At 53.5% G+C, this 26,763-nt stretch carries 29 protein-coding genes and 1 pseudogene; 16 read left to right on the top strand and 14 right to left on the bottom strand.

Going from position 1 to position 26,763, the window contains the following annotated elements; all coding sequences use genetic code 11:
- The gene (locus tag ACR02O_RS03005; protein ID WP_494522777.1) at window positions 1-2,496 is read right to left on the bottom strand and encodes a hypothetical protein; all 2,496 of its coding nucleotides are present in this window, start codon (window positions 2,494-2,496) and stop codon (window positions 1-3) included.
- Window positions 2,497-3,181: 685 nt separating this feature from the next.
- Here ACR02O_RS03005 and ACR02O_RS03000 point away from each other — a divergent pair.
- The 5 genes from ACR02O_RS03000 (at window position 3,182) to ACR02O_RS02980 (ending at window position 10,779) form a co-directional block, all read left to right on the top strand.
- Window positions 3,182-4,819, top strand: a complete 1,638-nt coding sequence (locus ACR02O_RS03000) for a hypothetical protein (RefSeq protein ID WP_494522776.1) — start codon at window positions 3,182-3,184, stop codon at window positions 4,817-4,819.
- A gap of 342 nt (window positions 4,820-5,161) precedes the next feature.
- Window positions 5,162-6,010, top strand: a complete 849-nt coding sequence (locus ACR02O_RS02995; protein ID WP_458138796.1) for an aldo/keto reductase family protein — start codon at window positions 5,162-5,164, stop codon at window positions 6,008-6,010.
- A gap of 292 nt (window positions 6,011-6,302) precedes the next feature.
- Window positions 6,303-8,330 (top strand): TonB-dependent receptor plug domain-containing protein, encoded by a 2,028-nt coding sequence (locus ACR02O_RS02990; RefSeq protein ID WP_494522775.1) that lies wholly within the window; start codon window positions 6,303-6,305, stop codon window positions 8,328-8,330.
- 17 nt (window positions 8,331-8,347) lie between these two features.
- Window positions 8,348-8,857 (top strand): YfiR family protein, encoded by a 510-nt coding sequence (locus ACR02O_RS02985; RefSeq protein ID WP_205452311.1) that lies wholly within the window; start codon window positions 8,348-8,350, stop codon window positions 8,855-8,857.
- The gene (locus tag ACR02O_RS02980; protein WP_494522774.1) at window positions 8,854-10,779 is read left to right on the top strand and encodes an ATP-binding protein; all 1,926 of its coding nucleotides are present in this window, start codon (window positions 8,854-8,856) and stop codon (window positions 10,777-10,779) included. Before ACR02O_RS02985 ends, ACR02O_RS02980 begins: the two co-directional genes overlap by 4 nt.
- Before the next feature lie 14 nt (window positions 10,780-10,793).
- Here the strand turns inward: ACR02O_RS02980 and ACR02O_RS02975 are convergent.
- The 8 genes and pseudogenes from ACR02O_RS02975 to ACR02O_RS02940 all read right to left on the bottom strand — a co-directional run.
- A pseudogene (locus ACR02O_RS02975) lies at window positions 10,794-11,027 on the bottom strand (CreA family protein); the annotation flags it as partial.
- Between the two features lie 83 nt (window positions 11,028-11,110).
- Window positions 11,111-11,587, bottom strand: a complete 477-nt coding sequence (locus ACR02O_RS02970) for a CreA family protein (RefSeq protein ID WP_494522773.1) — start codon at window positions 11,585-11,587, stop codon at window positions 11,111-11,113.
- Between the two features lie 40 nt (window positions 11,588-11,627).
- The gene (locus ACR02O_RS02965) at window positions 11,628-12,104 is read right to left on the bottom strand and encodes an MEKHLA domain-containing protein (RefSeq protein WP_494522772.1); all 477 of its coding nucleotides are present in this window, start codon (window positions 12,102-12,104) and stop codon (window positions 11,628-11,630) included.
- Between the two features lie 9 nt (window positions 12,105-12,113).
- On the bottom strand, window positions 12,114-12,812 hold the full coding sequence (locus ACR02O_RS02960; RefSeq protein WP_494522771.1) for an RES family NAD+ phosphorylase: 699 nt from the start codon (window positions 12,810-12,812) through the stop codon (window positions 12,114-12,116).
- Window positions 12,812-13,216, bottom strand: coding sequence for an MbcA/ParS/Xre antitoxin family protein (locus tag ACR02O_RS02955; protein ID WP_494522770.1), 405 nt, complete (start codon window positions 13,214-13,216; stop codon window positions 12,812-12,814). Before ACR02O_RS02955 ends, ACR02O_RS02960 begins: the two co-directional genes overlap by 1 nt.
- A 123-nt stretch (window positions 13,217-13,339) precedes the next feature.
- Complete coding sequence (locus tag ACR02O_RS02950) at window positions 13,340-13,573, bottom strand: addiction module protein (RefSeq protein WP_494522769.1); 234 nt, start codon at window positions 13,571-13,573, stop codon at window positions 13,340-13,342.
- 211 nt (window positions 13,574-13,784) lie between these two features.
- Window positions 13,785-14,585 carry a hypothetical protein gene (locus tag ACR02O_RS02945; protein WP_458138792.1) on the bottom strand — a complete coding sequence of 267 codons (801 nt, stop codon included), beginning with the start codon at window positions 14,583-14,585 and terminating at the stop codon, window positions 13,785-13,787.
- A 341-nt stretch (window positions 14,586-14,926) separates the two neighbouring features.
- Window positions 14,927-15,397 carry a hypothetical protein gene (locus ACR02O_RS02940; RefSeq protein WP_494522768.1) on the bottom strand — a complete coding sequence of 157 codons (471 nt, stop codon included), beginning with the start codon at window positions 15,395-15,397 and terminating at the stop codon, window positions 14,927-14,929.
- 148 nt (window positions 15,398-15,545) lie between these two features.
- Here ACR02O_RS02940 and ACR02O_RS02935 point away from each other — a divergent pair, with 148 nt between their 5' ends.
- Entirely contained in the window at window positions 15,546-16,352 is an 807-nt protein-coding gene (locus tag ACR02O_RS02935) for a helix-turn-helix domain-containing protein (RefSeq protein WP_033157661.1), read from the top strand.
- Window position 16,353: 1 nt separating this feature from the next.
- Here the strand turns inward: ACR02O_RS02935 and ACR02O_RS02930 are convergent, their stop codons facing one another.
- Entirely contained in the window at window positions 16,354-17,514 is a 1,161-nt protein-coding gene (locus ACR02O_RS02930; RefSeq protein ID WP_033157660.1) for an aminotransferase-like domain-containing protein, read from the bottom strand.
- A gap of 71 nt (window positions 17,515-17,585) precedes the next feature.
- On the opposite strand from ACR02O_RS02930, the gene ACR02O_RS02925 reads away from it, so the two are divergent.
- Complete coding sequence (locus ACR02O_RS02925) at window positions 17,586-18,068, top strand: MarR family winged helix-turn-helix transcriptional regulator (protein WP_084153347.1); 483 nt, start codon at window positions 17,586-17,588, stop codon at window positions 18,066-18,068.
- A gap of 6 nt (window positions 18,069-18,074) precedes the next feature.
- Window positions 18,075-19,301 carry an RNA polymerase sigma factor gene (locus ACR02O_RS02920; RefSeq protein ID WP_494522767.1) on the top strand — a complete coding sequence of 409 codons (1,227 nt, stop codon included), beginning with the start codon at window positions 18,075-18,077 and terminating at the stop codon, window positions 19,299-19,301.
- 336 nt (window positions 19,302-19,637) lie between these two features.
- Here the strand turns inward: ACR02O_RS02920 and ACR02O_RS02915 are convergent, their stop codons facing one another.
- From ACR02O_RS02915 to ACR02O_RS02900, 4 genes are all read right to left on the bottom strand, one after another.
- A complete protein-coding gene (locus ACR02O_RS02915) occupies window positions 19,638-20,138 on the bottom strand; it encodes a hypothetical protein (RefSeq protein WP_494522766.1) in 501 nt (166 codons plus the stop codon).
- Between the two features lie 76 nt (window positions 20,139-20,214).
- Window positions 20,215-20,979: a hypothetical protein gene (locus ACR02O_RS02910; RefSeq protein ID WP_494522765.1), complete on the bottom strand. Its 765-nt coding sequence runs from the start codon at window positions 20,977-20,979 to the stop codon at window positions 20,215-20,217.
- A gap of 614 nt (window positions 20,980-21,593) precedes the next feature.
- A complete protein-coding gene (locus tag ACR02O_RS02905) occupies window positions 21,594-22,031 on the bottom strand; it encodes a YkgJ family cysteine cluster protein (protein ID WP_494522764.1) in 438 nt (145 codons plus the stop codon).
- Entirely contained in the window at window positions 21,976-22,356 is a 381-nt protein-coding gene (locus tag ACR02O_RS02900; RefSeq protein ID WP_494522763.1) for a YchJ family protein, read from the bottom strand. Before ACR02O_RS02900 ends, ACR02O_RS02905 begins: the two co-directional genes overlap by 56 nt.
- Window positions 22,357-22,571: 215 nt before the next feature.
- Between ACR02O_RS02900 and ACR02O_RS02895 the strand changes: the two genes are divergently transcribed.
- The 8 genes from ACR02O_RS02895 to blaOXA all read left to right on the top strand — a co-directional run bounded on the left by ACR02O_RS02895 (window position 22,572) and on the right by blaOXA (window position 26,760).
- Complete coding sequence (locus ACR02O_RS02895; RefSeq protein WP_033157656.1) at window positions 22,572-22,964, top strand: YciI family protein; 393 nt, start codon at window positions 22,572-22,574, stop codon at window positions 22,962-22,964.
- Window positions 22,965-23,086: 122 nt separating this feature from the next.
- On the top strand, window positions 23,087-23,572 hold the full coding sequence (locus ACR02O_RS02890; RefSeq protein WP_494522762.1) for a VOC family protein: 486 nt from the start codon (window positions 23,087-23,089) through the stop codon (window positions 23,570-23,572).
- Window positions 23,573-23,614: 42 nt separating this feature from the next.
- Window positions 23,615-24,022 (top strand): VOC family protein, encoded by a 408-nt coding sequence (locus ACR02O_RS02885; protein ID WP_494522761.1) that lies wholly within the window; start codon window positions 23,615-23,617, stop codon window positions 24,020-24,022.
- A gap of 11 nt (window positions 24,023-24,033) precedes the next feature.
- Window positions 24,034-24,390, top strand: a complete 357-nt coding sequence (locus ACR02O_RS02880; protein WP_494522760.1) for a YciI family protein — start codon at window positions 24,034-24,036, stop codon at window positions 24,388-24,390.
- 25 nt (window positions 24,391-24,415) lie between these two features.
- A complete protein-coding gene (locus ACR02O_RS02875) occupies window positions 24,416-24,943 on the top strand; it encodes an SRPBCC family protein (protein WP_494522759.1) in 528 nt (175 codons plus the stop codon).
- 29 nt (window positions 24,944-24,972) lie between these two features.
- Window positions 24,973-25,449 carry an SRPBCC family protein gene (locus tag ACR02O_RS02870; protein ID WP_494522758.1) on the top strand — a complete coding sequence of 159 codons (477 nt, stop codon included), beginning with the start codon at window positions 24,973-24,975 and terminating at the stop codon, window positions 25,447-25,449.
- 46 nt (window positions 25,450-25,495) lie between these two features.
- Entirely contained in the window at window positions 25,496-25,978 is a 483-nt protein-coding gene (locus ACR02O_RS02865) for a VOC family protein (RefSeq protein ID WP_494522757.1), read from the top strand.
- The gene (gene blaOXA / locus ACR02O_RS02860; protein WP_494522756.1) at window positions 25,978-26,760 is read left to right on the top strand and encodes a class D beta-lactamase; all 783 of its coding nucleotides are present in this window, start codon (window positions 25,978-25,980) and stop codon (window positions 26,758-26,760) included. Before ACR02O_RS02865 ends, blaOXA begins: the two co-directional genes overlap by 1 nt.
- Window positions 26,761-26,763 lie beyond the last annotated feature (3 nt).

The raw sequence follows: 26,763 nt of genomic DNA, 5'->3' as shown, positions 1-26,763 counted from the left end.
TTAATTAAAAGGCAGCGAATACTGCGGTGAGTCGTGGTTGAAGCGGGCGACGATGTCGTCGAAACCGACGCCGATCTCGAGTTTCAGCTCCTCTGCGGCGGCGTATACCGTCACACACCATAGGAAGTCTTGATTCATGAACAAGATCGCCAGGTTTTGCTCATCGCGGCCATTGCCGTATTGATGCATGATTTGGGCGACGAACTGCTCTGGACCGCGCTTGCGCACCAGCTCCTCGATTTTCTTTTCGATACGCTTGAACACGGCGTCCGGAACGTGGCCGAACAAATCTTCAATCGGATCGTCGCTAAACGGCGGCTGGTCGAAGTCGTCCGCTTCATCCTGCATCGGCAAATACTCAGGCACGCCTCTGGCCCGTTCGAGCAGGCGCGCGATCAACCCGGCGGTCCTGTTGTCGTTATCCGCCCGCGCATCTGCCAACCCGATTTCCAAGCGGTATAAGCTCATTAAGTCTAAATGGCTGGCATCGCCTTGGCATTCGGCCAGCGTCCGGTAATACATCAAGGCCGGCGTATGTCGGCGAGCCTGAGCCATTTTGGCGCAGTGCTTCAATAGCTCGAAATGACCGACGCTTTCCAAAGCTTGGCACCAGGCAAGCAGCAGCGCTTCATGGTCCAGTAGCCATTCCACCGACTTTTTCAGCGGCGCTTTGACTTTGTCCAAGGCTTTCAGCACCAGGCTGTTATCGTCCAATTGCTCGTCGTAATAATTCAGCAAGCCGATCAGCCGCTGCAATTGCGGGGCGGACAGCAGATAGTCCTTAAACGCCGGCAGCGCGCGGCTAAGCCCCTGTGTCGGCAGTTCCAGCAATCCGGCTTCGATCTGCGCTTGCACATGCATATTAACCGGATCGTCATAAAGGCTTGCCAGCGTATCGGCGATGCGTTGCAAGCCTTGGGCTTTGTCCTCGGCATGCCACAGATAAAATCCGCGCAACAACTCGGCTTGGCGGCGCAGGCTTTTATCGATGGTTAATTGTTCGGCCGCTTGAATTTCCTTTTCCACCAAATGAAATTTTTCGGCTTTCACCAAGCGGCGGGCATGGGCCATGTGATTGGCAAACAATAGCTGTTTAGCCAAGGTATTGACCGGGTCTATCTGCAACAAGGCTTTAGCGTAAGCCGCCGCCTTTTTAAAGGCTTTTCTCGCGGCGGCGGATTTGGCCGCCCGCACCAGCAGATCGGTATCGTTGGGAAAACGTTGCAAGCCACGTTCCAACCAGTGTTCGTACTGAGCCGCATTCGGCCGCTGTTCCTGGTAAACCGTTAACAGTTTTAGATAGCTTTGCCGGTCGTCGGGGTCGTACTCCAGGCTGTCGGCCAACATTGCGGCCGCTTCGCCGGAATAAGCCTTGTCGGCCATATGCCTGAGGATCAACGCAATTTTTCGGTCATTGGCCGGCCGGTCTTGTTTCAGAATATCGATGCAGCGTTGCCAAAAAAAACCGGCGTCGTAGGCGTTTTCGGCTTGCTCGTGCAACAAGGCCTGCAAGCGGTTTTCCTCGAACGGGTCCTTGCTGGCGAAGTGTTTGAAATAGTCTTTTTCACCGCCCGGATACTCGGCCAAGGCCCCCAGGCAATAGGCTTGCGCGGCAGCGTTGCCGAATACGTCGCGATATTGCAGGACCAGATTGAAGCGGGTCTTGGCGTCGATCTGGCCGTTGAGTTTGACCAGCGCTTCCGCTAACTGAGTCTGGCGGGCGTTGAGACCTTTGGCCTGAGCAACGATGCGGCGCTGATTGTGTTCCAGACTCGACAGGCTGGCAACGAAATCCGCGCCGGATTGCCGATACGCCAAGCAGGCCTTAGCCAGCGGTTGATAAGGCGATTCGTCGGGGATTTTGGCTAAAATGGCGGGTGCTTGCTCGATATCCGCGCCAGCCAGCAGCTGCGCTTTCAGCAAGCCCCGCAAATCGCGAAACGCCGAACGAAACGGCAATGGTTTCAAGGCCTGCTCGCAACGTTCCCGTTCGCCGTTGCGATACGCCGCCAGCGCCGCGCTTACACACTCCCAATGTTTACGCAGCGCGGAATCCTGGGGCAAATGCGGCAACAACTCCGTGTCCCCGGAAACCAGTAGCATCCCCAGAAATGCCGAAAGCACTGGAAACTCTTCGTCCAACTGCCGAGCATTCAACCCATCCAATAGGGCGTAAGCTTTGCGCTCGTTTTTGCCGGCCAACAGCCACAACAGGTAAGCATCTTGCGCTTGCAGCGGCGGTTGCGCGTTAGCCGCGTAATTTTCCCAAAGCACGCAGGCTTCCTTGAACATGGCCTTGGCCGCCATTCCCCTGGCCCGTTGCAGATAACAATCGGCCAAGCAGCGTTTGGTTTCGGCGTCGGCCGATTGCTTTAACAGTTCCTTGAATAAATCGCTCGCTTCCTTATAGCGCCCGGCGGCATAGTGCGCCTGCGCTTTTTCCGGTAATGACGATTCCGAGAGCCCGGCGGAAATATTCTGGATGATTTTTTTCACGGCTGTTTAGGGATTAGCCCTCGCTTTAAAAAAGAACATTATAAAGCAGCACCTGCATACTAGGCCGGTTTGCTTTCACGTCCAGACTTCGATTCCAGTTCCTTTGAAGAGTCAGTAATGAACGATGGATGTTCACAGACTTTTTTGAACTTTAAGGGGATAGCTTGCGAATCGGCTGTTGAGCTAACTGACATTCTGCCGGATGCGAACGAGCAAAACCGACGCCAAGCAGACTGTCGATAGTGGTCCACTCGTTGGTGTTATTGGGACCCGGGTATCGTGTCAAAAATGCCCGTTATCCCGTCTAGAACTAGTGAGCTCCAAAAACAGATTGACGCAAACTTATAACCCTAATGTACAGGATATGCAGACCTAGATAATAACTAGTCAGGCATTTGTGGATTCGACACTCCCAAGCGGTAGTAGTCCACTTTTGTCAAGTGCAAAAAATCACATTTTTTATCTCACGTTAGCTGCATTCTATAACTGTCGATGTCTTAGTTCGCGCTAAGACGGGCAATAAATCAGGCTTACTTTTAATAATGCCTGTTTAATTATTTCCATGGTCGTAAACTTTTATGGAGACGGCAGAAATGGCAAAAATTCAATTTGAAATTCAAGGGGCTAATCAACTAGCACCAATCAAATCTAATAGCTTTGCAAGAGTAATACGCGGAGGTGCGTTATGACTATCTGGTCTGATCTCGCCAAGTTCGAGGTAAACAAAAATTTTCACGACAGTATTTTACGTTGGTTAAGGATTGATATCCTTGTGGTGGCCGACACCATCGTGTCTTTCGGGCCGGAGCATGACCCGCGCAACCTAAATGAAGATTACTTTGGGATGAGCCACCTTATTGGTGTGCTGGAGCAGGAGGGCAAAGTCACCAAAGCCCACCGCGGAGCTGACCCGTTGACCGCGCCGGGCGTCATTGAGAATTTCCGCTTCAACGAACATAACCTCAATGATTACGACCAAATCTGGTTACTCGGCTATGGCTCCGGCACCCTTCCCGATCCTGAACAAGCCGCCATAGCAGCATTCATGAACCAAGGTGGTGGTGTATTTGCGACCGGCGACCACGCCGGCCTCGGCTCAGCATTGGCTGGCTCGCTCCCTAGGGTGCGGTCCATGCGCCATTGGCAGTCACCCCCACCGGCGCTGGGACCTGATCGAGTCGATACTACGCGGCCTGATGTGAATGATGTTGTAGTCTTTGAGAATCAATCCGACGACATTCCGCAGGTTCTCCGCCTGAAAATGTACGAATGGTCCCGCCGCAGATGGTTTCGGGAGGTCTATCCGCATCCTTTGCTGTGCAGCCCGTCAGGCGCCATCACAAAATTCCCGGATCACATGCACGAAGGGGAAGTCGTCATCCCCGACAATCTCGATGCCAAAATAAGTGTGGGCGGCATGACGTTTGACGAATATCCCAAAGACAGACACGGCAATCGGGTCTCGCCGGAAGTGGTAGCCTGGGGCTGGACAACAGGCCGCGCCGACCCGGAAGTGATGCACGGCATCCATACGGGCGACTCAGAGACAGCCACACCGCGCTGGACGGGCACGATTGGCGTATACGATGGACATCAGGCAGGGGTTGGTCGGGTAGTCGTCCATTCGACCTGGCACCATTTCTTCGACATCAACCTAATTGGCGACAATGCCGCCAACCGTCCGGGCTTTTCCGACCCAAGGGCGGCGCTCTGGCGGAAGGGCTTTACGGCGTCCCCCAATGGGTTGCGCATATTGGGACAAATAGACCAGTATTTCAAAAATATAGTCCATTGGTTGTCGCCCGATGTCGGCAGGATTTTTAGATTCAATGCCATGGTAGCCAATCTCGCAATGAGCCATCATATCCGCGAAATCCTTGAGAACGGCAGTGGTTCGCCAGCATTGATAGGCGCTTATGCCTGGGATTACGTTTTGCGCCTCTATCCCCCCTGCACAATAATTGAACTAGTAAATATCGTGATTCCAGAAGTGGTCCCCATCCCTTGGGGTCCTTGGGGCGATCCTGGTCCGGGCCCGGATCCTGGCCCGGACGATGCCCCCATGCGGCATTGGCCAATACCGCCGCGACAGCTTGCACAAGCGGCACTTGGCGGCGCATTGCTCGGCTTCAGCCAGATTGAATCAATTGATGAAATCGATCTGGAAATTGGCATGGAACGGGTACGCATGGGTGCATTGGATGCCGTCAAAACACTCGTTGACAGCGAACATCGCCGATTAAACGCCGAGTTAAAACAACTCAAAGCCATCAAAAAGCAATTTGAACACGGTGGCTGCCAAGATCATAAGGAACGGCTTTAAGGCCGTAACCAGCTTAAGGCGGAACGCGCCAGCGGTTCCGCTAAATGAGTAGGAATAATAACTACTTGGCCTAACAAAACGCTCAAGCCGACCCGCTTCCGCTTCACTCCAGCGGTCGGCTTAGCTCTATGCTAGACGAGCAATTTTCGGTATTAACCGGACATTCAAAAATCCACGCGATAGACGGCTCTTGGCCTAACGCAGCCGACAATATCAAGCACCCACCCCTAGTTATTCAATCACCCCACACTAAGCTCACTCAACAATCCCGGATTTTAGTAGCCTCAGTAATTGACGCCCAGGCCGCGATCACCGAAGATCAAGGCTTTTTCGGGAGCTGTGATGAGTGACAACGACTTTATTCTCTCCGCCGCCGGGGTACGCATGCCGGGCATTATTTACGGCACGGCCTGGAAGCAGGAGCGTACCGCCGCACTGGTGGAACAGGCGCTAACACTGGGGTTTCGCGGCATCGACACGGCTTGCCAGCCCAAACATTATCACGAGGCCGGCGTTGGCGAAGGCGTGTCGGCAGCTTGCCGGACGTTGGGCTTGCAGCGATCCGAGCTATATTTGCAAACCAAGTTCACGCCCTTGAACGGTCACGATCCGCTGCGCATTCCTTACGATGCCAAGGCCAGCTTGCCCGAGCAAGTCGCACAGTCCTTCCAGGTTTCGTTAAAGAATCTGCAAACCGATTATCTGGATGGCTTGGTACTGCATTCGCCGCTGGCGGATCGCGCGCAGTTGTTGGAGGTTTGGCAAGCGCTGGAAGTTATCCAGCAAAGCGGTGGCGCCAAACAGTTGGGTATCAGCAATTGCTACGATCCTAAATTATTCGAATTTTTGTACGATAACGCCACGGTTAAACCGGCCGTATTGCAGAACCGGTTTTATGCCGATACCGGCTACGACAAACAGCTGCGGGCGTTTTGCCGGCAGCGGCAGATCGCTTATCAAAGCTTCTGGACACTGACGGCCAACCCCAAAATCCTGGCTGACGCGGCTGTAAAAACGCTGGCGGAAAAATACCAGCGCGGCCCGGCACAAATATTCTTCCGCTATTTAACGCAGAACGGCATCGTGCCTTTAACCGGCACCACATCCGCCGAACATATCCGCGAGGATTTGGCTATTTTCGAGTTTGAGTTGAGTAGCGCGGAATGCGCGGCGGTGGAGGCCTTGCTTTAAGCGAGGTTCGACGTCGCTAAGAATCAATAGCCAATTCCCAAAAAAAGCCTCTCCCCCGGCAGAGGCTTATAGAACAGCGGTAAGTCACTGTTTTATAACCTTCTCCCGAAGGGAGAAGGAACAAAACTCCTCTTTTACGATACCCCCGAGGAGAGAAGCTTTTATTAAATCCCACAAGCTGCCAAGTTTGTAATGTATCTCTATTGACCTAACCCATCATCAACTGATTTGCCCAGTTAACGGTTAAGGCTTTTATAATAACGGGAACCTTGCCTCTTCAAGCCCAAATGTCATGCTGATTAACCGTTATCTGCGTCAATTTGCCTACCTATGCAGCGGGCTTTGCCTGGTGCATGCCAACGTGCTTGCTCAAGGAAACCCGGCCGACATCGAAGCGACCAACGAATTGCTGCCGCTAAGTTGGGAGGAACTCACCGAACTGGAAGTATCCAGCCTGGCGCGGCAGGAACAAACGGTTAAAGACAGCCCGGCCGCCGCATTCGTCATCACCTCGGAAGACATCCGCCGCTCCGGCGCCACCAGCCTCCCGGAAGTTTTGCGCATGGTGCCTGGCATGAATGTCGCCAAAATCAATGCCTGGAATTGGGCGGTCAGCGCGCGCGGTTTTAACGATCTATACGCCAATAAGCTGCAAGTGATGATAGACGGCCGCAGCATCTACGATCCATTGATCAGCGGCGTGTATTGGGGCCAGCAAAACCCGTCGCTGCCGGATATAGAGCGCATCGAAGTGTTGCGCGGCCCCAGCGGCAGTTTGTGGGGCGCCAATGCCGTGAACGGCACCATCAACATCATCACCCGTTCGGCTCGCGATACCCAGGGCGGCTTGCTCAATGCCGGCGGTGGCACCGAGGAACGCGGCTTCGGCGGGATTCGTTACGGCCAAAAGTTGTCGGAATCCACTTTCCTGCGCGGCACGATCAGTACGATGGTGCGCGACGCCAGCATCGATTTGGCCGGCCTGCAAGACACCCACGACACCGGCGATACCGAGACCGCCAATTTTCGGTTGGACAGCCAGCTCAGCGCCCAGGATAAATTGATGCTGGAAGCCAACGTCTCCCGTTACCGGCTGGGCGGCTACTATATCGGCAAAACCTCGACGACCGCGCCGCTGTGGCAAAACGACGATTTCGGCAGGGATGGCGTGACCGGCAGTTTGCAGGGCAATTGGTCTCATCGCACCGACAGCGGCCACGATTGGCGCCTGAATATGGCGTTTACCCAAACCGAATGGCAACTGGCGGTGAATCGGATGAGCCGCTCGCATTACGATTTGGACTTTCAACACACCCTGCCGGCCATCGACAACCATAAGCTGATGTGGGGTTTGAATTACCAAAACATCGACGATAGTTTCGACAATACGCTCACCCTGGGTTTCGAGCCGAATCAACTCACTCAACATAATGTCGGCGTGTTTCTACAAGATCAAATCGGCTTGACCGACGACCTGACCCTAACACTGGGCAACCGGGTGGAGCATTTCACCTTCACCGGCTGGGAAACCGAGCCCAACGCCCGGCTACTGTGGACACCCAATAAACAGCACAGCCTGTGGGCCGCGGTGTCGCGGGCCGTGGTCCTGCCGAATAGGGCGCAACACAGCATTCGTTTGTTCAAACAAATCCCGGATACCAACCGATTTTTCGAAGCCAAAGCCAACCCGGACATGCTCACGGAAAACTTGCTGGCCTACGAATTGGGCTGGCGTTGGCAAGTTTCCACTAGTCTGGATGTCGACAGCGCCTTGTTTTACAACATCTATGACCGGATGCAAGGCACTAAATTTACCAGTGTGACCTATAACAACCCAACATACGGCAACATCAAGCAAGCCACCGTGGCCAATTACCGGCAAGTGGACAGTTACGGCCTGGAGTTGGCGGTCAATTACCGGGTAAACCCCGATTGGCGGCTACAAGCCTCTTACAGCGCCAACCAATTCTCGGTCAATTACGATAAAAACCAGCCCTGGTTTCGCGATCCGCTCACCGAAGAACATTTCAATCCGCAACACAATCTCTCACTGCGCTCTTTGTACAACCTGACCAGCGAAATCGAACTGGATGCCTGGGCCCGCTATGTCGATGAAGTGTATATCGATAGACGCAGCATTCCGGCCTATATCTCCTTAGACTTACGCCTGGGCTGGCATCCGCACAAAAATCTGGAGTTATCGATAAGCGGGCAAAATCTGCTGGATGATCAACATCCTGAATTCAGCGATGTGCTGTACATACCGGTCGCCAGCCAGATTCAACGCGGCTATCTGGCGCAAATCTCCTGGCATTTTTAAGACAGGTTATCGCGCCGATGCGTCTGCACACCCTTTTGCTACTCAGTGTCTGCGTTTGGTTCGCCGGTTTCGCGCGCGCGGAGGAAAATAGCCAAAGCCGGGAGTTTCAATTAAAGACTGCCTATCTGTTTCATTTCGCCGAGCTGGCGCAGTGGCCCAGCGCTGCGCCGGTGACGATTTGTTTGCAAGGCCGCAGCCTGTTACGCGCCTACTTGCCGGTTTTGGAAGGCCAGCAAATCAACGGGAATGCGGTTCATGTCAATTTGGCCGACGCCCCCGACATCACCCAATGCAGCATCTTGTTTCTAAGCGACTTGGTCGGATTAACGCCGGTATTAGCCGAGCAAGCCCGCCAGCATCATGTGTTGTTGGTCGGCGACGTGGAAAACTTTGCTAACCACGGGGGTATGGTGCAATTTACGTTGCGCGACAACAGGTTAAAACTGGTGGTAAATTTAGCCGCGGTGAAATCAGCCGATTTAAAGCTGAGCTCGAAATTACTGCGGATGGCCGAAATAATAGAATGACAGCGTCAACAAATCCTCGCATTTCCATCAGCCGCAAGCTGGGTAAAATCCTGCGAGTGATGGTGATGTTAAGCCTGATGGTGGCGACGGTATCGCTGTCGATTCGGGAATATTCGGCTTTGCAGCAGAACATTGGGCAAAAATTGACCTTGACCGCGAATATGATCGGTCAAAACAGCAGCTTTGCCTTGTTGTTCGACGACAATCAAACCGCCCAGGAAATATTGGATGCGCTGGCCCACGATCCGGACATTATCGCCGGGCAAATCCAAACTCCCAGCGGGGTCACGCTGGTCCGTTACGCAAAACCGGCAAGCAATTGGCACGGCTGGTGGCCGGCCTGGCTGTCGAAAACCCGGCAGATCACGCAGCCGATTTTGCATAAAAATAAACAGATCGTCGGCCACATTACCCTGGTTGCCGATTTGAAACGGTCCTACCACTCCTTGCTGTTCAATACCCTGATTAACACCGGCATTATTTTGATCGCCTTGAGCGTGGTGGCCTTGTATGTGCAGCGCTTGCAACGTTCGTTTTTAGGCCCGCTGTTGAAATTGGCCAATACCGCGCGGCAAATCGAAAAAGACCACGATTACAGCCGACGCTCGGATTATGCCGGTAACGACGAAATCAGCGATTTGGCCGAAGCCTTTAACAATATGCTGGCGCAAATCCAGGCGCACGGGACCGACTTGGAAAGCCAGGTGCGAAGCCGCACGCAGGAGCTTGAGCTCGCCAAACGGGAGGCGGAATCCGCCAATCAGGCCAAGGGCCAGTTCCTGGCCAATATGAGCCATGAAATCCGCACGCCGATGAACGCGATTGTCGGCTTGGTGGAACTGTGCCTGAATAGCGAACTGAGCTTTAAACAACGCGAATATCTGAAACGGGTGGAATCGTCCGCGCAGTCCTTGATGACACTGATAGGCGACATTCTGGATTTCTCCAAAATGGAAGCCGGCAAAATGCAGATGGAGACCATACCCTTTCTGCTGGAAGAGATGCTGGAGCATGTGTTTTCCACCATGCTGCAACTCAGCGCGAACAAGGGGATTCAACTGATCAGGCCGCCGGTCGGCGAGTATCACGCGGTAATCGGCGATCCGCAACGGCTGCGGCAGGTGTTAATCAATCTGATCGGCAACGCCATCAAGTTTACCGAGCACGGCGAGATAACCGTCAGTTTCAGCGAAATCAGCCGCGATGCGCACTCGGTGCGTCTGCAATTTGCCATCAGCGACACCGGCATCGGCATCACCGCCGAACAGCAAACCAAATTGTTCCAGGCTTTTAGCCAGGGCGACAGCAGCGTGACCCGCAACTACGGCGGTACCGGCCTGGGCTTGATTATCTCCAAGCAGCTGATCGAACAAATGGGAGGGACGATAGAGGTCAGCAGCGAACCCGGCGTCGGTTCCACCTTTACCTTTAATGTGCTGCTCGGCGCCACCGATTTGAATACCATCCGTAATTTCCAAATCCGCCGTCACCGTACCAGCATAGACATCGGAAAATTGGCGCGGCTGCAGGGGCGGCGGGTGTTGCTGGTGGAAGATAACGAAATCAACCGCATCGTCGCCATCGAGCTGTTGGAACAAGCGCAATTACAGGTGGATATTGCCGAAAACGGCGAACTGGCCTTGGACAAGCTGCGGCATCACGACTACGACTGTGTGCTGATGGATGTACAAATGCCGGTGATGGACGGCTATCAAGCCACCCGGCTGTTACGGCAAATCCCGGCTTGCCGCGACCTACCCGTCATTGCGATGACCGCCAACGTGATGCACGGCGATCATCAGCACTGTCTGGCCGCCGGCATGAACGACTTCATCGGCAAACCGATTCTACCGGCCACGCTTTACGAAACCTTATTGAAATGGATTAAACCGGTTACCGACCAGCCTTTGGACCTGGGATAGCATTAATCAACGCCCTATTTACCCCAAGGCATCACCGGCACCGTCGACACACTGTTGGCCGGTGCACCTTCGATCACTTTCCGGCTAATCGCCAGATAAACCAGGGTGTTGTGCTTGGCATCCCATAAACGGGTAATGTTGGTGGACTTGAAAAACAGCGAGGTGCTCTCCGAAAATACGGTTTCTTCCGTGCTCAGTTTGGCCGGCAATGTGATCGGCCCGGTTTGCCGGCAAGCCAGCGAAAATTCCGACGGATCTTCCGAACCTTATTGAAATGGATTAAACCGGTTACCGACCAGCCTTTGGACCTGGGATAGCATTAATCAACGCCCTATTTACCCCAAGGCATCACCGGCACCGTCGACACACTGTTGGCCGGTGCACCTTCGATCACTTTCCGGCTAATCGCCAGATAAACCAGGGTGTTGTGCTTGGCATCCCATAAACGGGTAATGTTGGTGGACTTGAAAAACAGCGAGGTGCTCTCCGAAAATACGGTTTCTTCCGTGCTCAGTTTGGCCGGCAATGTGATCGGCCCGGTTTGCCGGCAAGCCAGCGAAAATTCCGACGGATCTTCCGACAGACCCAAGCCGCCGGAAATCCCCCCCGATCTGGCCTGACTGATATGGCAAATCACGTTAGGGATTTTCGGATCTTCAAACGCATCGACACAAACCTTGTGATTGGCACCGATTAGTTTCCAGGCCGTGGTCACGCAACCCACTTCATCGGCCTGCGCCACGCCCGCCAGCATGAGCAACAAGCCGCAGCATAAGCGGCCGCTATGTTTTAGGGATATTTTCAGCATAAATTTCTCGCAGACAGTGAGTAGATGGAAAGGGTCAGACTCAGGGTAACAAGCGCCAGTCGCTAAAACAAGCCGCCTGACCGACATAGCGTTGCGCGCTATCGTAGACATTCCACACCACCGCGCGCTCGATCAAAAAACGCTGGCCGGATTTGGCGATACGCACGCCGCTGTAATTGTCGATATAACCCCGGCTGGTCACTTGATTCAACAAGCGCTCCCGTTCCTCGCGGTTGACCGGTTCTGCCGAGAGACGCGACGGCATGCCGATAAATTCCGGCCAAGATAGCTCGAATAAATCTTGTGCGGTTTGATTAGCGTAATTGAACAAAGGATCTGCGTCTGTGTTATGCGACAGCAGGGCGAAATCGGCTTCATAGACTTGCCGGCCCAGCGCCATGCTTGCAGACTTTTCCAACAGCGGCTTGCCCAGTAATTGCTGATAGCTTTGGAGCAGCAATTGGATATGGGTTTCATAAAAATCGTTTTCTTGGCTGGGTACTGGCAAATCGAGCATGGCTATCGGTTACACACCGGGATGGTAAAGTTCTTTTTTATAAACTGCGCTGATTTGCCGGCCGTCCCACACGTAGCAATAATGCGCACCTTGTTTGACCGGCGCCAGCAAACGCGGTTTAAACACCGCCACACATTCACCGCCTGCCGCCCGCACGCTGGAATAGACGATACCGTCCGCGCCGTCCGCTCGTAACTGTCTGGCCCAGGCCTGCGCGGCAGCGTAATTGCCGGTGTCGGCGTCGTAAATTTCCGGTAATTCGGTTTGCCGGTCGCGAATGTCGTGCAAATCGGCATTTAAATCGGAGGCATAACTGCGCATATCTATGTCAATTGGCGTCTGTTGGGTGGCGGCCAGAAACCGGCTGCGATGAAAGCGGGTCTCGGCAATCGCCGTATCGATGTCTTTGGCTGCGTAATACACACCGTAACTGCCGTCGCAAAACCGGCTGCCTTCCGGATTCAGGTGCGTAAACGCCGCCATGATAGGCGTAGTCCCCGGCCCGGCAATCCGGTCCGCCGCCGCGACCAAACTAATTTCGCCGGCTTCGTCGCGCAGCCTATCGTTAGTCAGCGCTTCGATGGCGAACACCACGTCCAGATCGGCCGGGTCGGCCACTCGGTCGAATAAACCCGTCGGTGGAAACCTGCTCGGCACCAAGCGCCAGCAGGGCCGCCAATCTATCCGACTGATTTTCGCTACCGCCATTAGGCCCAACCGCACTGCGCGTCGAGATATTGGCGCACCACATATAAATCAGCCACCCGCCCGGACAGCATGCGTTGCAAGGCGGTTTGCCCGGAAAACAGCGCTGCCTGATTAGGCTGATGCAGCCAGCCGTCCGCCGCTTCCGGCTTGGGCAGTAAAATCTGCAAGGCTTTATAAATCCCAAAGATGTAAGACAGCCTTTCCAGTTTATCGGCGTTAAGACTGGCGCTTTCCGGGTTCTTCTTCCATTTAAAATACGTGCTGCGCGAATCCAGCCCCAGTAACACCATGGCCTGCTCGACGTTCAAACGCCAAGCATCGGCGATATTAAAAAAGGTCCGTAATGCCGCGCTGGCGACCAGCGCGCTATCGGCGGGTAATTGCGCATGAGCGGTAGACAACATAAGTCCTCCAAACAACTTATCTAAACTTTGGTTTAAAATAAGTCTATTTATGGACTTTGTCAAAGGGGGATTGGTTTTATTCTTGGGCTTCGCCCGTTTCACGTCAAGCGCGTGCGGAAAATTTCAGGCGGTACGCCATGAGCCATCTTTAAGACACGATTTTACTTGATCCCAGGAATAGCCGGACTCTGGATTCCGCTCAAACTCAGTCATGCGTCGTTCCAGTTCGGCTTTAAGCGCCGGCGATACTTCCACAGCTTCAGGCACTGCGGCGACGCTGTCCCAAATAAGCTCAACTAGCTGAATGCGTTCCTGCAACGGAAGCTCGAGAATATCGGTAATAGAGATATTGTTCATGGCGGATACCGTATCCATTTTTGGTAAAAATCAAAAGCGACCCTTATAAGCGGCCCGACGATTTAAGTTCTTGCACTACTAACTCATCAACTCGATTATTCGGTGTGGCCGGCGAACAGAACGTGAGTTGGGGTGACGACAGCCCGAGTAGCTCAGATTAGCGAAGCGTAACGGAGGAACGACAAAAAATATGCGTCCGATTGGATGGGCGTCACTTTTCAGGCCTTTCGACGAAAGCGTTCACCCAGTCGCTGTATTGTGAGTCCGGTGGCAAAAGTCCTGACTTTAGCGGCCCGGAAAAATCAGCCTCACTTACGTTTGGCAATTGTTTCGACGGCTTCTTGGTAAGGGCTGCTCTTACCTTGGCTCCATGTTTCATGAGGTCATTGCAAAGCTGATAGCTAAAGTATGATAGATCATCGGTATAGCTATATATGGCCTCAACAAGATCCGGGTACTCCTGGTTCAAATGACCACCCGGAAGAGGTAGACCGAAATAGTAGTGCGCGTAGTTGTTCTCAGGAATTTCGCCCGATGCAAATTTTTGGACAAGTTGATCACGCTTCGCTATTGCACCACTCAAACCGATTAGGGACTGCTCGATTACTGCAACGAGAGCCAATGGCCTGCCGACTGCGGAGAGTTCCTGGAACACTAAGTGCTTCAAAGTTTCAACCGGCAAAATTGGAGCCGGGTAAGTGCGCATATCCATTTGGAGATGGAACTCAACATCCGATGCAATTTGCTTGGCATTCCGTTTGTCCTTAAATGCCTCCAAATCTCCCCTCAGCTGTAGAAATGCATCATGCATTGGTCGAACATGCTGCTTCTTTAGTGCGAGTGCCGCATTGCAAATCGTATGGGCGACCATAATCGCGGCGTTTGTGTATCGAAGCTCCTTTAGACTTTCTTCTAGCTTCCGTGAACGCTCAACAATGCGCTGTGCACCAAGGGCACCACCAATAGCGCCGGTTAAACCACCGACAAATGCTATGACGATGTTTGAGTTCAAAAATTGCCAGCCAGCGGTTCCCGCGGAAGATAGGAATGAAGTGATCGAGTCTATGCACATAGCAGGATAAGTTATGGTTACGCCCAACGTTCGAATTAAAGGTCAACTCAGCAGGAACGCTTGAAAAGAGCACGACATCGTTTGTCTTATAATCCCAGCCATCTGCCGGATAACTCCTTATTACTGCGTTTTCCAGACTATCGCTTTCGCTGAAATAAACATTTTGGCTCGGTGTTGTTTGCAAAGATAACCCAAGACCCAAACTAATCAAAGAATATTCCAACGCTCAACCTCTGTCAGTCGGTTTGTCTAGCTGCCCAAGCGCCTCCAAACGATTTGGGTTAATCCTGTTCCGATCTCGACTTCCAGGCCGCTCGGGCCACTAGAATCGCCGCCGTTAGAAAACCGACCGTGGTCAGCGTAAAACTGATGCCAGCCTGAATCGGGAAGTGCGGTTCGACCGGTAAAGCGGAGGCCACCGGCTTGGCCGACAATCCCCTTAGTAAAAACGATAGCGGGTTGAAAAACGCCCCGAAGCAGCAGGCACTCACCACCCAGACCGGCGGCGTGACCGCATAATGCCGAAACAGCAAAAAGAAAATGAACAGAAATTGCGCCATCATCAGGTAATCGATGTGGGCGCGAATAATGTCGGCCCGTTCGACCAGGTGGCTGGCCAACGCGCCGTCGGGATAAAACAGCGTAAAGCCCAATACCCAGGCGATACTCAACGCTATCGCCAGACAGAATATCGCAAACACCAGCAAAAACACGTTTGCCAACGGTTCGGGTGGAAATTTTTGATTGCTCATGTGTATCCTCATTTTCAAGAGGCGCTTGGCCCCAGTTATCGAACGCCGCAAAGGGCAAACGCGCCGACCCCGTTGCCAAGCTCAAACGCTTTGACTAGACTGCCCGGCAAAAATGCCGGTTGGCCGAACGCAACGGGGAGCTTAAACAATGACCAATACACCACGCTTGTATGAACGTGCTACTGCCTCGGCGGTCCCTTTCGATGCGCTCTGGGACATCAGCGGCGGCCGCACGTTTTTTTGCGGTCCGCTGTATTACAACGCCAACCACCAACACGGCGCTCCGGTGTTTCTGGCCGGTCTGTATGGGAAGTTTCGTTTGAAAGTGGCGGGTAGCGATTGGCTGTCTTGCCGCACGGCGGTAATTCCGGCCGGCGTGTGGCACGAGCTGGATGTGGGCGGCGACCCGCTTGCGGTGTTTTACATCGAACCGACCATCGCCGGCGTCGAGGCGCTGTTACCTTTAATCCGCGATACCCGCTCAGTGAACGGTGCCTTGGTCGGTAACGGCGGCGAAATCGCCTTCATGCGCGATCTCTACGAAGATCGCTACAGCCCGAATTGGACCGCGCAGCCCCTGGCCGATTTGCTGGATTTTTCGAAACGCCGGTCTCAAGCCGACAGACTAGACCCACGCATCAGCCAAATCGTCGAATTTTTATTCGCGCAAGGCGACGACCTGACGTCGGTGATTACGCTGGCAGCGAATGTAGGACTATCCGCATCCCGGCTACAACATCTGTTCAGCCAGCAGATCGGCGTGCCGTTTCGCCGTTATCGCAGCTGGAACCGGATGCGGCAAGCGATAAAAGAAGTCATCAAGGGCCACAACTTCACGACTGCCGCGCACGCTACCGGGTTTTCCGATTCCGCCCATTTCAGCCATGAATTTCGCAAGACTTTCGGTGCCGCGCCCACAGTGGGTTTGCATAATCTGGCGCGGCTGCAACCCTAGCTTAAATCGACTCCCGCACCAAATCTGCCAAAATCCGCAAGCCTGATTCGGCATCCTCGCTACTGGAGTGGCTGAAATTCAACCGTAGCTGGCCGCAAGCGTCCACCGCCATCGGTAGGAAGGGTTCGCCGGGCATAAAAGCCACGCCGGCTTCGATAGCCTTAGGCAACAGCTGACGGGTATCGATGCGGCGATTCAGCGTCAGCCAAAAAAACAAACCACCGGGCGGGGTTTGCCAAACTGCCAAATCCACAAAATGCCGGCGCAGCGCAGCGTCGAATGCATCGCGGCGCTGGCGGTAATGGCCGGCCAAATCCGCCAATTGCCGGCTGCGGTCGGGATTGTTCAGTTGTTGTAGTACCAGCCATTGGCTAAGGCGATTGCTGTGCAAATCGGCCGCCTGCTTCAAGCGGGTCAAAAAAGGCATCAGTTCCGGCGACGCGACCAGGTAACCCAAGCGCAAGCCCGGCGCCAGGCTTTTGGAAAACGAGCCTTGATAAATCCATGGCGCTTGTTGCAACCTGGCACATACCGGCGTGCGTTCGCAATCGTCGTACACCAGATCACGGTAGGGATCGTCTTCGAATAGGGGAATATTGCCGGCATCGCAAGCGGCGGCCAGGGCACTGCGCTCCCCGGCATCCAGGCAGCGGCCGCTGGGATTCTGGAACGTGGGGATCGCATAGGCAAACGCTGGCTTTTCCCGCTGCCAGGTATCCAGATCGGGCGCCCCAGCATCGTAAGCCACGAAGCGGGCGCCGAAAAAGCGGAACACCTGCAAAGCCGCCAGATAAGTAGGCGCTTCCACGGCCACCGGCGTGCCGGGATCGATGAACAGTTTGGCGACCAGATCGATACCTTGCTGCGAACCGGACAGGATCAACACCTGTTCGGCCGAACATTTAACGCCCAGGCTTTGCATGTCGGCGGCGATACGCTCGCGCAACTCCGCTTCGCCTTCGCTGGCGCCGTATTGCAACATGTGCTGCGGCATGGCCTCTAGCGTGAATTGCGGGAAGCTGTCCAACGACGGTAATCCGCCGGCAAAGGAAATCATGCCGGGTCTGTCGACGACGGCCAGAATTTCGCGGATTGGTGACGGATGCAGGTCTTGGGTACGAGCGGAAAAGCGGATAGGGTGCTGCGGCGATAATGAGTTCATGGTGGGCATTGATAAATGTCAATAAAGTTGACCTATAGCCATGCTAACGGCTGCCTGCCTATAATGTCAACATGGTTGACCAAATAGCCGCTATCGATAATCCCCTGCTTGATGAAACGCCGAAGCCGGACAGGCGCGAAGCCGCGTTACGTCTGGCTATCGAACAATTTTACTTCGGCTATCGCGCCTTTACCGTACAGCCGGACCGCATCCTGGCCGAGCGCGGGCTTGGGCGGGTGCATCACCGGATCTTGTATTTCGTCGGCCGCAACCCGCGGATTTCCGTGAACGCGCTGCTGGGCATGCTAAGCGTCAGTAAACAAGCTCTGAACGCGCCATTGCGGCAGTTAATGGACATGCAGCTGGTCATGATAGACACGGCCGCGCATGACAAACGGGTACGCGAACTCAGCTTAACGCCGGACGGCGCGGAATTGGAAGCGCAACTGACCGGCACGCAAATGCAACAGCTGCAAACGGTATTCGCGCAAGTCGGCGCCGAAGCCGAAGCCGGCTGGCATGAAGTGATGCGTAGCTTGAGTGCACAGAGCTGAGCAGCCGTGCGCGAAAAAATCGACGCCATCTACCAAAGCGAATCCCGCCAGGTACTGGCCACCTTGATTCGGCTGCTCGGCGATTTCGATGTGGCCGAGGAAGCGCTGCACGATGCCTTTCGCGTTGCGCTCGAACAATGGCCGCGTGACGGCTTACCGGCCAATCCGCGCAGTTGGCTGGTGTCGGCCGGCCGCTTCAAGGCTATCGACGGCCTGCGCCGGCAAGCCCGCTTCGATGTGCTGGAGGATGCCGATACCTTGGCGGATCCAGCCAGCGAACCCGGCGACACGGATGACGAAGGCCTGGAAGACGACCGCCTGCGGCTGATCTTTACTTGTTGCCACCCAGCATTGTCCCCGGATGCTCAAGTGGCGTTGACGTTGCGCGAGGTCTGCGGCCTGGCCACCGAGGAAATCGCCCGCGCCTTCCTGACGCCGACACCGACGCTGGCCCAACGCATCGTCCGCGCCAAAACCAAGATCCGTGATGCCAAGATTCCCTATCAAGTGCCGGCGCCGGCCGAGCTACCACAACGCTTGGATTCCGTGTTACGGGTAATTTATCTGGTGTTCAACGAAGGTTACTCCGCCTCATCCGGCTCTACGTTAACCCGACACGATTTGTCGGAAGAAGCGATACGCTTGGGCCGATTGCTGGTCGAGTTACTGCCGGAACCGGAAGCACAAGGCTTATTAGCGCTGATGCTGCTGCACGAATCCCGCCGCGCCGCCAGAGCCGGCGCCGACGGCGAATTAATTTTGTTGGACGACCAAGACCGCAGCTTGTGGGATAGGGAACGCATCGCGGAAGGCTCGGCACTGGTGCAGCAGGCCTTAGTATCGCAGCGTTTTGGCCCTTACGCTGTGCAAGCCGCCATCGCCGCAGTGCACGCCAACGCCAGCCATGCCACCGCCACGGACTGGCCGCAAATCGTCGCACTCTATGAAGTCTTATTGCGCATCGAAGCCTCGCCGGTAATCGAATTAAACCGGGCCGTCGCGGTAGCGATGCGGGATGGACCGGCAGCCGGACTGGAGTTGATCGATACGATTTTACAGAACGGCGACCTTACCGATTACCATCTGGCGCACGCGGCGCGGGCAGACATGTACCGGCGTCTGGGCAGAATCGACGAAGCCATCGCAGCTTACGAGCAAGCCCTGGCTTTGACGCGGCAGGAGCCGGAGCGGCGCTTTTTGGCGCGTAGATTACGGGAAATCCGCGTCGAGTGACGGTATTAGTGAAACATGGGCGCTTGATTTTAAAGTGATATTTCATTATTTGAGTCGTGCAACATACCCGCTTTTGACACAACTATTTGAAAGTTTCGCGCCCCATCGTACTGATAAAACAAGTTCGGCCAAAGCCCACCCGACGTAAAAAATAGGTGCCACCCAGCGCGAAATTGCGTCGATTGAAGTCGGGCCATTGTAGCCTCGATGCAGCGTTAGCGGAATCGAGGGCGTCGGCCTGTCGGCCATCAAACCCACATCGGCAATTAAAAGAAGCTGGCCTTCGAAACCTCGATTCCATCGAGGCTACTTGCTTTGAGCGACGTGTAGCCCAAATCACAGGGGAATTCCATCAGTCTTGGGATTGTAGATGGTTAAGAATTGCTGACCACTTAAAACGCGACCATTCATCCAACTGTCCGCAGAATTGCATACAAGGAGGCAAAATCTATCGACCTGAACAATCAACATTGTTCCGCGGGCGCGAGTGTTAAATGACCAGCCCTTCAAAGGTTGAACAAAGTAAAACTTTTCCATCACCTCCTGAGCTCGTTGCGATGTAATGTCCTCTGAACCGTTATGCAGAAATGAGCACCTCAATGCATAACAATCCGAACCGCTCAATAGTAAATTGCCAACTCCTTCGGAAAAGACCTCTTGGAATTTCGGAGCAACATATTGATCGTACCAGGCGACATATCTCTTTTTCGACGATTGCTCGGTCAGGTGTTCAATGCTGCCGCATATGTCTGGCAATGCTAGAGTAAGCGCGAGGGCGCAATACCAGTTCTCTGCGGTAATGGCTTGCCGAACTGAAGCAATGTACGTATTAATCATCTGAGAAAAGTTGTTGTGTGTTGGCTAACGCAAAACTTTGCGGCGGAGCGTTAGCGGAGTCGGCTGGAGCATTGAGTTAGGCACTAGGGTTGCCTGTATATAACTTCGAAATGAAATAACAAATTGAAGTAATCAAATTTCTGCCAAAACGTGCATATTCTTTTTCTGTAAATCCTAAAGGAATATGAGAGCCATCACTCACAAATGTGTAGATAGCTTGAATTGTCTTTTCCTGTTTTTCATTTATAAAATCTCTTGTTTTCAGATAATTAAGAGAGCTCCCCCATGCTTTTCTTTCTTCAGCAACTACAAAACCTTTATGCTTTGCTATTCCTCTCACCAAAGTTTCCAAAGCTATTCTCGCGTGTGATAAGCAAGCATTGTAATCAGGCTCAACCTTGAGGAAAGACTGAGCCGAATAGTTTATATGGTTAATAATGTCCTCTGATTCAGAAAGATGCGATGAATTTATTTCATTGGTTAAATCATCTTCAATTGAGCCATTTCCTTCAATAATAGGATCGATACTATTGATAGTTTTACCATCAACCTTAAACCCGTCAAGCAACAAACAGCCTTTTAATTCGCTCCATCGCTCATCAAATCTATATTTCGGTGATACCCTGAATCTAAGGTCACCATCTGTTTTTACAATTTCTTCAAATAGGCTTGCTATTGATTTGGAATCTGCTTGCAATATCGATTGACCAATCGATATTGTGTTTCCGTATTCATCCACATAAGGAATATTGTGCTTCTCAAGCAACACTATATATGTATCCCCATTTAATAAACCGAGAAACTGACTAAGCGATAGTTTTGTTCTCTTGCTTACATTCATTTGCCATTCCAACTTGTTTAAAGCCTAACTAGTTATTAGATAGATCTGTATATCTACCGAAAAATGATTTTCGACACGATACTCTATTAATCTGCATGTGCTCTTTATTTCTGTATATCATTCCGCGGAGAAATAATGACCGGTATCGGCCAAACTGCTGTCATTGAATCAGATAGAGAGACGGTCCGCAACGGGTCAACAGGGCCGTAGGCTGGGTTGAGCGGCAGCGATACCCAGTTTTAATAGCTTATAGCTGGATTTCATTATCATTCAACCCAGCCTACTTCAACAAAGAGAGATTCAGATTATTACCCATTAGCAGTCATTGGAAAACTCAACCGACTGCCTATTTTGGATCTTTAGCAGTGATCCGGGGTCAAGCGCAATTGGATTGCCGATCATTCCAGCACAGTTACAATCATGTCTCCCATTCAGCCTCTAAGCACCAAAGCCAATCGGTTTTTCATGCGTTGTGACAACAGGCAATCGGCGAATAAGTTATCCGGCTTACCGAGCTAAATACTGCATTTCTTTGACGCCGGAAATGTAATGCCGATGAAATTCCGCCAGGCCAGGTTCCGATGCGGTTTTTTCTAAATAACCGTTCAAAACCGCTAGTTGCTGTTCGGCAATCTGTTGGGCATTAGGGTGGCGAACGCGGTCAGAAACGACGAAAGGCTAGTCACCACTTGCCCGCCTTTGGGTTTAAGCGACACTTTGGCGAGGTTACCGACCAGCTGCAGCGTGTACTTCAACATATAGTCAGCATAGCGGCGAATCTGCGGGATCTGTTCCTCTAAGTCCTTACGTTCCGCATCAAAATCCTCACGAAACAGGATTTTCTTGTCGGCAAATACCAGCGGCGCCGACTCGGAAGTATCGCAGGCCCAACCGGGTTGCGGTTTTAATAGCTCGGCTTGAAATTGCTCTTCCCGATACGGGTAAAACGGCATGGTGCGGCAGCGCGAGGGTTTATCGGGGTGAATGCCGCACAGATTATCGGCCGCCAGCGCCGGACACGGAAACGACGGCGGAATATAGGCGGTGGGCACTATCAATGCCGCCAATTCTTTCCGGTTGGCTAGTTTTATCGTGGCGCCCCGCTGGTGACATATAGCCATTCGCCATTTCCGTGGCGTTGCGGATTTCCAGGCTGCGCCACTCGCATTCCTCAGCCATCCGCTCGGCTTCAGCCCGATTAAAATCCTCTTTGATTTCCGGCGCATGGGTGCGTTCGACATGGTCCAGCTTGCGTTGTACGAAAGCCGTGTAACGCGAACGCATCAAAGCTTCGGTGGTGGGCGCCGGCGCACCGTCGATAATCGGGCCGCAGCATTCGGCATAATCCAGTTTGGAGCCGCCAGGGCAAAGCGTCATAGTTCATCTCCGGTTAGGTTGCGAAAAATTGAGGTCGATCTTTCAATGGTAAGCGACAGCCGGCTTCGGCTCAGGGCAAGCACTGGAAATTGTCGCCATGCATCGACACCACTTTCGGTAGCTCGTTTCAACGATAAAAACGTTCCAGTTGTCGAATATGCCCGGCGCCGAACGACTACTCAGTGCGAACATTATTTTTAACCCAGGAGTTGACCATGAAATACCTATGCCTGATTTGCGCCGAAACCGTGATGGAGGGAATGTCGAATGACGCGGCAGCCAAACACTTTGACGAATACGCCGAATTTACCCAAGCTATCCGCAACAGCGGCCATTACCTGAGCTGCAATCGGCTGCTGCCGGCCAATGCGGCCATCACGCTGCGGGTGCGCGGCGGTAAAGTCAGCATCACCGACGGCCCGTTCGCGGAAACCAAGGAACAACTCGGCGGCTATTATCTGATCGAGGCTAGCGATTTAAACGAGGCTATCCAGGTGGCCGCGCGGATTCCCGGCGCCAAGCTAGGCTGTGTGGAAGTGCGGCCGATAGCCGAAGACCGGCAAACGCTGCAAGCGTTGGGTTTTTTGGAACCGGACAATTTGCGCTAGCCGGCAAGTTTGCCAACTAGTGGAAAAAAATTTCTGCAGCTTGTCGATTTCGGGATTCGCGGTTCGACAACAGATGTAAGCAATCTTTTTTCCACGACAAACCTTAAACCAGGAGCACAGCCATGAACAACATCAAACCTATCCCCGACGGTCACCACACCTTAACTCCTTACCTAGTGGTGCGCGGCGCGGCGGCGGCATTGGAATTTTATGCAAAAGCCTTTGCCGCCACCGAGCTAATGCGCCTCAACGCGCCCGGCGGACTTATCGCCCACGCCGAATTTAAAATCGGCGATTCGCACTTCATGCTGGCCGACGAGAATCCGAATTGCAGCGATATTTCGCCGCAGGCACTGGGCGGTACGCCGGTGAAACTGCACCTTTATGTCAATGATAGCGATGCGGTGTTCGCCGCTGCCATACAAGCCGGTGCGGCGGAAATCATGCCGCCCACCAACCAGTTCTGGGGCGACCGAATGGGCGCAGTGACCGACCCGTTCGGCCATAAATGGCTGATTGCCACGCACATCGAAGACGTCGATCCGAGCGAATTTCAGGGCAGAATGGAGGCTTTCTTCGCCGCTCAGGCAACAGCCGGTAAACCTTAACGCGGCCGATTTCGGCATCCTCGCACCTTCAAAGAGAGCAATATGAACACGCAAATATTCATCAATCTGCCGGTAAAAAACCTCGATCAATCCGTGGGGTTTTTTACCGCGCTGGGCTACACCTTCAACCCGCAATTTACCGATGAGACCGCGACCTGCATGATCGTCAGCGAGAACATCTTCGTCATGCTGTTGACGGAAGACAAGTTCCGCACCTTCACACCTAACGCCATTTGCGACGCCACGAAAAGCACTGAGGTGTTGATTTGCTTGTCCTGCCAAAGTCGCGAGGCGGTGGACGACATGGTAAGTAAGGCGTTTGCAGCCGGCGGCAGCACCTATAACCAGCCGCAAGACCACGGTTTTATGTATGCGCACGGCTTTCAGGATTTGGATGGCCATATCTGGGAACTGGTCTACATGGCACCGGATGCGGTATCCCAGTACTAGCGGAGAAAGCGATGAAATATATGCTACTGATTTATCTCGAAGAACACAGCCTGGAGGAAGCCGACCGGCAGGCTTGTTATGCCGAATCCACCCAGCTCGCACACAAGCTCAAAGCTAACGGCCAATACCTGGCCGCCAGCCCCCTGCAGCCCACAGCCATGGCTACCAGCGTGCGGGTGCGCGACGGCAAACGCTTTATCACCGACGGCCCGTTTGCGGAAACCCGGGAACAACTGGGCGGCTACTATCTGGTCGACGTCCCGGATCTGGACGCGGCTCTCGCTATCGCCGAACAGATTCCGATGGCACGCAAAGGTACCGTCGAAGTGCGGCCGCTGATCGAGATTCCGGGTTTGCCCGGCGATTGAACTTACCATGCTTTAGGAGCTGACCATGATCAAAACCATCCTTATCGTTCTCGTTATCATAGTCGTCACGCTGCTGATCTATGCGGCAAGCAAACCCGATACCTTCCGCGTACAACGCTCCATCACCATCAAAGCGGCCCCGGATAAGATTTTTCCGTTGATCAGCGATTTGCACAATATGCAAACCTGGTCGGCTTGGGAGAAAGTCGATCCGGGCATGAAGCGCTCATACAGCGGCGCAGCCAGCGGTCCCGGCGCGGTCTACGAATGGGAAGGCAACAAGGAGATAGGCCAGGGTCGCATGGAGATTCTGGAAACCAATCCACCGGTAAAGCTGATGCTGCGGCTGACTTTCATTAAGCCATTTCCAGCCGAGAACAGCGTGGAATTTACGCTGCAAGCTGAAGGCAGTGTTACTCATGTCACTCAGGCGATATACGGCCCCAGCCCCTTCCTCTCTAAAGTGATGAGCCTGGTGTTCAGCATGGACAAAATGATAGGCGGCAAATTCGAGGAAGGTTTAGCTAAGCTAAAGACCATCGCCGAAAAGTAACTGTCTATTTCAATTGCATAGGAAAAGCCATGAATCCAACTGAACAAACAGCTGAATCGCGTGAATTAATGCTGACGCGCCTGATCGATGCGCCACCCGAGAAACTCTATAAAGCCTGGACCGAACCGGCGCTGCTCAAGCAGTGGTTTTGTCCGAAGCCTTGGACGATGGCATCTGCCGAACTCGATGTCAGAGCCGGTGGCACCAGCATCATCGTGATGCGCAGCCCGGACGGCCAGGAGTTTCCAAACCAAGGAATCTATCTTGAAGTCGTGCCAAACGAGCGTTTGGTGTTTACCGATGCCTACACATGTACCTGGGAACCGTCTGAAAAACCGTTTATGTCCGGCATTGTCACGTTTGCACCTGAAGCCGGCAAAACCCGCTACACCGCTCGCGTTTTGCATTGGAGCGCGGCAGACCGGAAAACCCACGAAGAAATGGGCTTTCACGAAGGCTGGGGCAAGGCCACCGACCAACTGGCCGAGCTGGTAGCCGGCTTGTAAGCCGGGAATCCGGTCATCACTTTTTATCACTTACCGAGTAAACAGCATGCCGAAAATCACTCCGTTTTTATGGTTCGACAACCAAGCCGAAGAGGCGATGAATTTTTACCTGTCTATCTTTAAAGACTCCAAAGTCTTGAGTGTCAACCGCTACGGCGACGCCGGACCGGGACCGAAAGGCAGCGTGATGACTGCCAATTTCGAGCTGGACGGACAAGTATTTACCGCGCTCAACGGCGGCCCGACGTACCCGATGCAACCGTTTTCCCCAGCAATTTCGTTTGTCGTACACTGCGAAACTCAAGCAGAAGTGGACCACTATTGGGAAAAACTATCCGCGGGCGGCAAGCAGAATCAATGCGCCTGGCTGGAAGACAAATTTGGCGTTACTTGGCAGATCGTGCCGAATGTGCTGCTTGAATTGATCAGCGATCCCGACCCGGTAAAAGCCGGACGGGTGATGCAGGCCATGCTGAAAATAACCAAAATAGACATAGACACCTTAAAACTAGCCTACGCACAATCCTGATGAAACCGCTATTCGCCACTCTACTGTTACTACTTGCCGGCCGGGTTAACGCCATCGAATGGGTGGATAGTCCTGCGCTCGCCACACTGTTCAGCGAAGCCGGCGTGCATGGCACTTTCGTAGCCTACGATGTCGATGCGGATAGGCTAATCGGCCACGACCGACTTCGCGCGGAAACCCGCTTCATCCCGGCCTCGACGTTCAAGATTGCCAATAGTTTGATCGGCTTGTCGGTAGGCGCGGTCAGTAGCGTAGACGAACCGTTGCCATACGGCGGCCAAGCACAAATGATCAAAGACTGGGAACGGGATATGGGCTTGCGCGAGGCTATCAAACTATCCAACGTGCCGATTTATCAAGCACTGGCGCGGCGCATCGGCCACGAGCGGATGCGCGAGGGAGTTGCCAACCTGGGCTACGGTAACGCCGATATAGGGGATAAAGTCGATCGGTTTTGGCTGGATGGTCCGCTGCAAATCAGCGCGGTGGAACAGACAGCATTTTTGGCCCGCTTGGCGCGGGATCAATTACCGCTCTCTGCCGATGTTCAGGCCAAAGTCCGGGAAATCGCCATGCTCGAACAAAGCGGCGAACGGGTTTTATACGGCAAAACCGGCTGGTTAAACGCGCCCAACCCCGGTATCGGCTGGTGGGTGGGCTGGGTTTCGAATGGGCAACACCTGTATAGTTTTGCTTTGAACATCGATATTACCCAAGCTGCGGATGCGCCCAAGCGCGTCGAACTTGGCAAGGCCTGCCTTAAGGCCTTAGGGATATTCTAAGCT

This window comes from Methylomonas sp. PHL2-19 (assembly GCF_059331595.1).
This window is presented reverse-complemented; position numbering and strand designations above follow the sequence as displayed.

Excerpts from the sequence above, each read along its gene's own strand:
- ACR02O_RS02875 (WP_494522759.1), top strand. The coding sequence starts at position 24,416 with ATGATCAAAACCATCCTTATCGTTCTCGTTATCATAGTCGTCACGCTG.
- ACR02O_RS02865 (WP_494522757.1), top strand. The coding sequence starts at position 25,496 with ATGCCGAAAATCACTCCGTTTTTATGGTTCGACAACCAAGCCGAAGAG.
- ACR02O_RS02995 (WP_458138796.1), top strand. The coding sequence starts at position 5,162 with ATGAGTGACAACGACTTTATTCTCTCCGCCGCCGGGGTACGCATGCCG.
- blaOXA (WP_494522756.1), top strand. The coding sequence starts at position 25,978 with ATGAAACCGCTATTCGCCACTCTACTGTTACTACTTGCCGGCCGGGTT.
- ACR02O_RS02950 (WP_494522769.1), bottom strand. The coding sequence starts at position 13,573 with ATGAACAATATCTCTATTACCGATATTCTCGAGCTTCCGTTGCAGGAA.
- ACR02O_RS02925 (WP_084153347.1), top strand. The coding sequence starts at position 17,586 with ATGGTTGACCAAATAGCCGCTATCGATAATCCCCTGCTTGATGAAACG.
- ACR02O_RS03000 (WP_494522776.1), top strand. The coding sequence starts at position 3,182 with ATGACTATCTGGTCTGATCTCGCCAAGTTCGAGGTAAACAAAAATTTT.
- ACR02O_RS02890 (WP_494522762.1), top strand. The coding sequence starts at position 23,087 with ATGAACAACATCAAACCTATCCCCGACGGTCACCACACCTTAACTCCT.
- ACR02O_RS02915 (WP_494522766.1), bottom strand. The coding sequence starts at position 20,138 with ATGATTAATACGTACATTGCTTCAGTTCGGCAAGCCATTACCGCAGAG.
- ACR02O_RS02895 (WP_033157656.1), top strand. The coding sequence starts at position 22,572 with ATGAAATACCTATGCCTGATTTGCGCCGAAACCGTGATGGAGGGAATG.
- ACR02O_RS02910 (WP_494522765.1), bottom strand. The coding sequence starts at position 20,979 with ATGAATGTAAGCAAGAGAACAAAACTATCGCTTAGTCAGTTTCTCGGT.
- ACR02O_RS02955 (WP_494522770.1), bottom strand. The coding sequence starts at position 13,216 with ATGTTGTCTACCGCTCATGCGCAATTACCCGCCGATAGCGCGCTGGTC.
- ACR02O_RS02880 (WP_494522760.1), top strand. The coding sequence starts at position 24,034 with ATGAAATATATGCTACTGATTTATCTCGAAGAACACAGCCTGGAGGAA.
- ACR02O_RS02935 (WP_033157661.1), top strand. The coding sequence starts at position 15,546 with ATGACCAATACACCACGCTTGTATGAACGTGCTACTGCCTCGGCGGTC.
- ACR02O_RS02940 (WP_494522768.1), bottom strand. The coding sequence starts at position 15,397 with ATGAGCAATCAAAAATTTCCACCCGAACCGTTGGCAAACGTGTTTTTG.
- ACR02O_RS02900 (WP_494522763.1), bottom strand. The coding sequence starts at position 22,356 with ATGACGCTTTGCCCTGGCGGCTCCAAACTGGATTATGCCGAATGCTGC.
- ACR02O_RS02985 (WP_205452311.1), top strand. The coding sequence starts at position 8,348 with ATGCGTCTGCACACCCTTTTGCTACTCAGTGTCTGCGTTTGGTTCGCC.
- ACR02O_RS02960 (WP_494522771.1), bottom strand. The coding sequence starts at position 12,812 with ATGGCGGTAGCGAAAATCAGTCGGATAGATTGGCGGCCCTGCTGGCGC.
- ACR02O_RS02980 (WP_494522774.1), top strand. The coding sequence starts at position 8,854 with ATGACAGCGTCAACAAATCCTCGCATTTCCATCAGCCGCAAGCTGGGT.
- ACR02O_RS02930 (WP_033157660.1), bottom strand. The coding sequence starts at position 17,514 with ATGAACTCATTATCGCCGCAGCACCCTATCCGCTTTTCCGCTCGTACC.
- ACR02O_RS02965 (WP_494522772.1), bottom strand. The coding sequence starts at position 12,104 with ATGCTCGATTTGCCAGTACCCAGCCAAGAAAACGATTTTTATGAAACC.
- ACR02O_RS02970 (WP_494522773.1), bottom strand. The coding sequence starts at position 11,587 with ATGCTGAAAATATCCCTAAAACATAGCGGCCGCTTATGCTGCGGCTTG.
- ACR02O_RS02990 (WP_494522775.1), top strand. The coding sequence starts at position 6,303 with ATGCTGATTAACCGTTATCTGCGTCAATTTGCCTACCTATGCAGCGGG.
- ACR02O_RS02885 (WP_494522761.1), top strand. The coding sequence starts at position 23,615 with ATGAACACGCAAATATTCATCAATCTGCCGGTAAAAAACCTCGATCAA.
- ACR02O_RS02870 (WP_494522758.1), top strand. The coding sequence starts at position 24,973 with ATGAATCCAACTGAACAAACAGCTGAATCGCGTGAATTAATGCTGACG.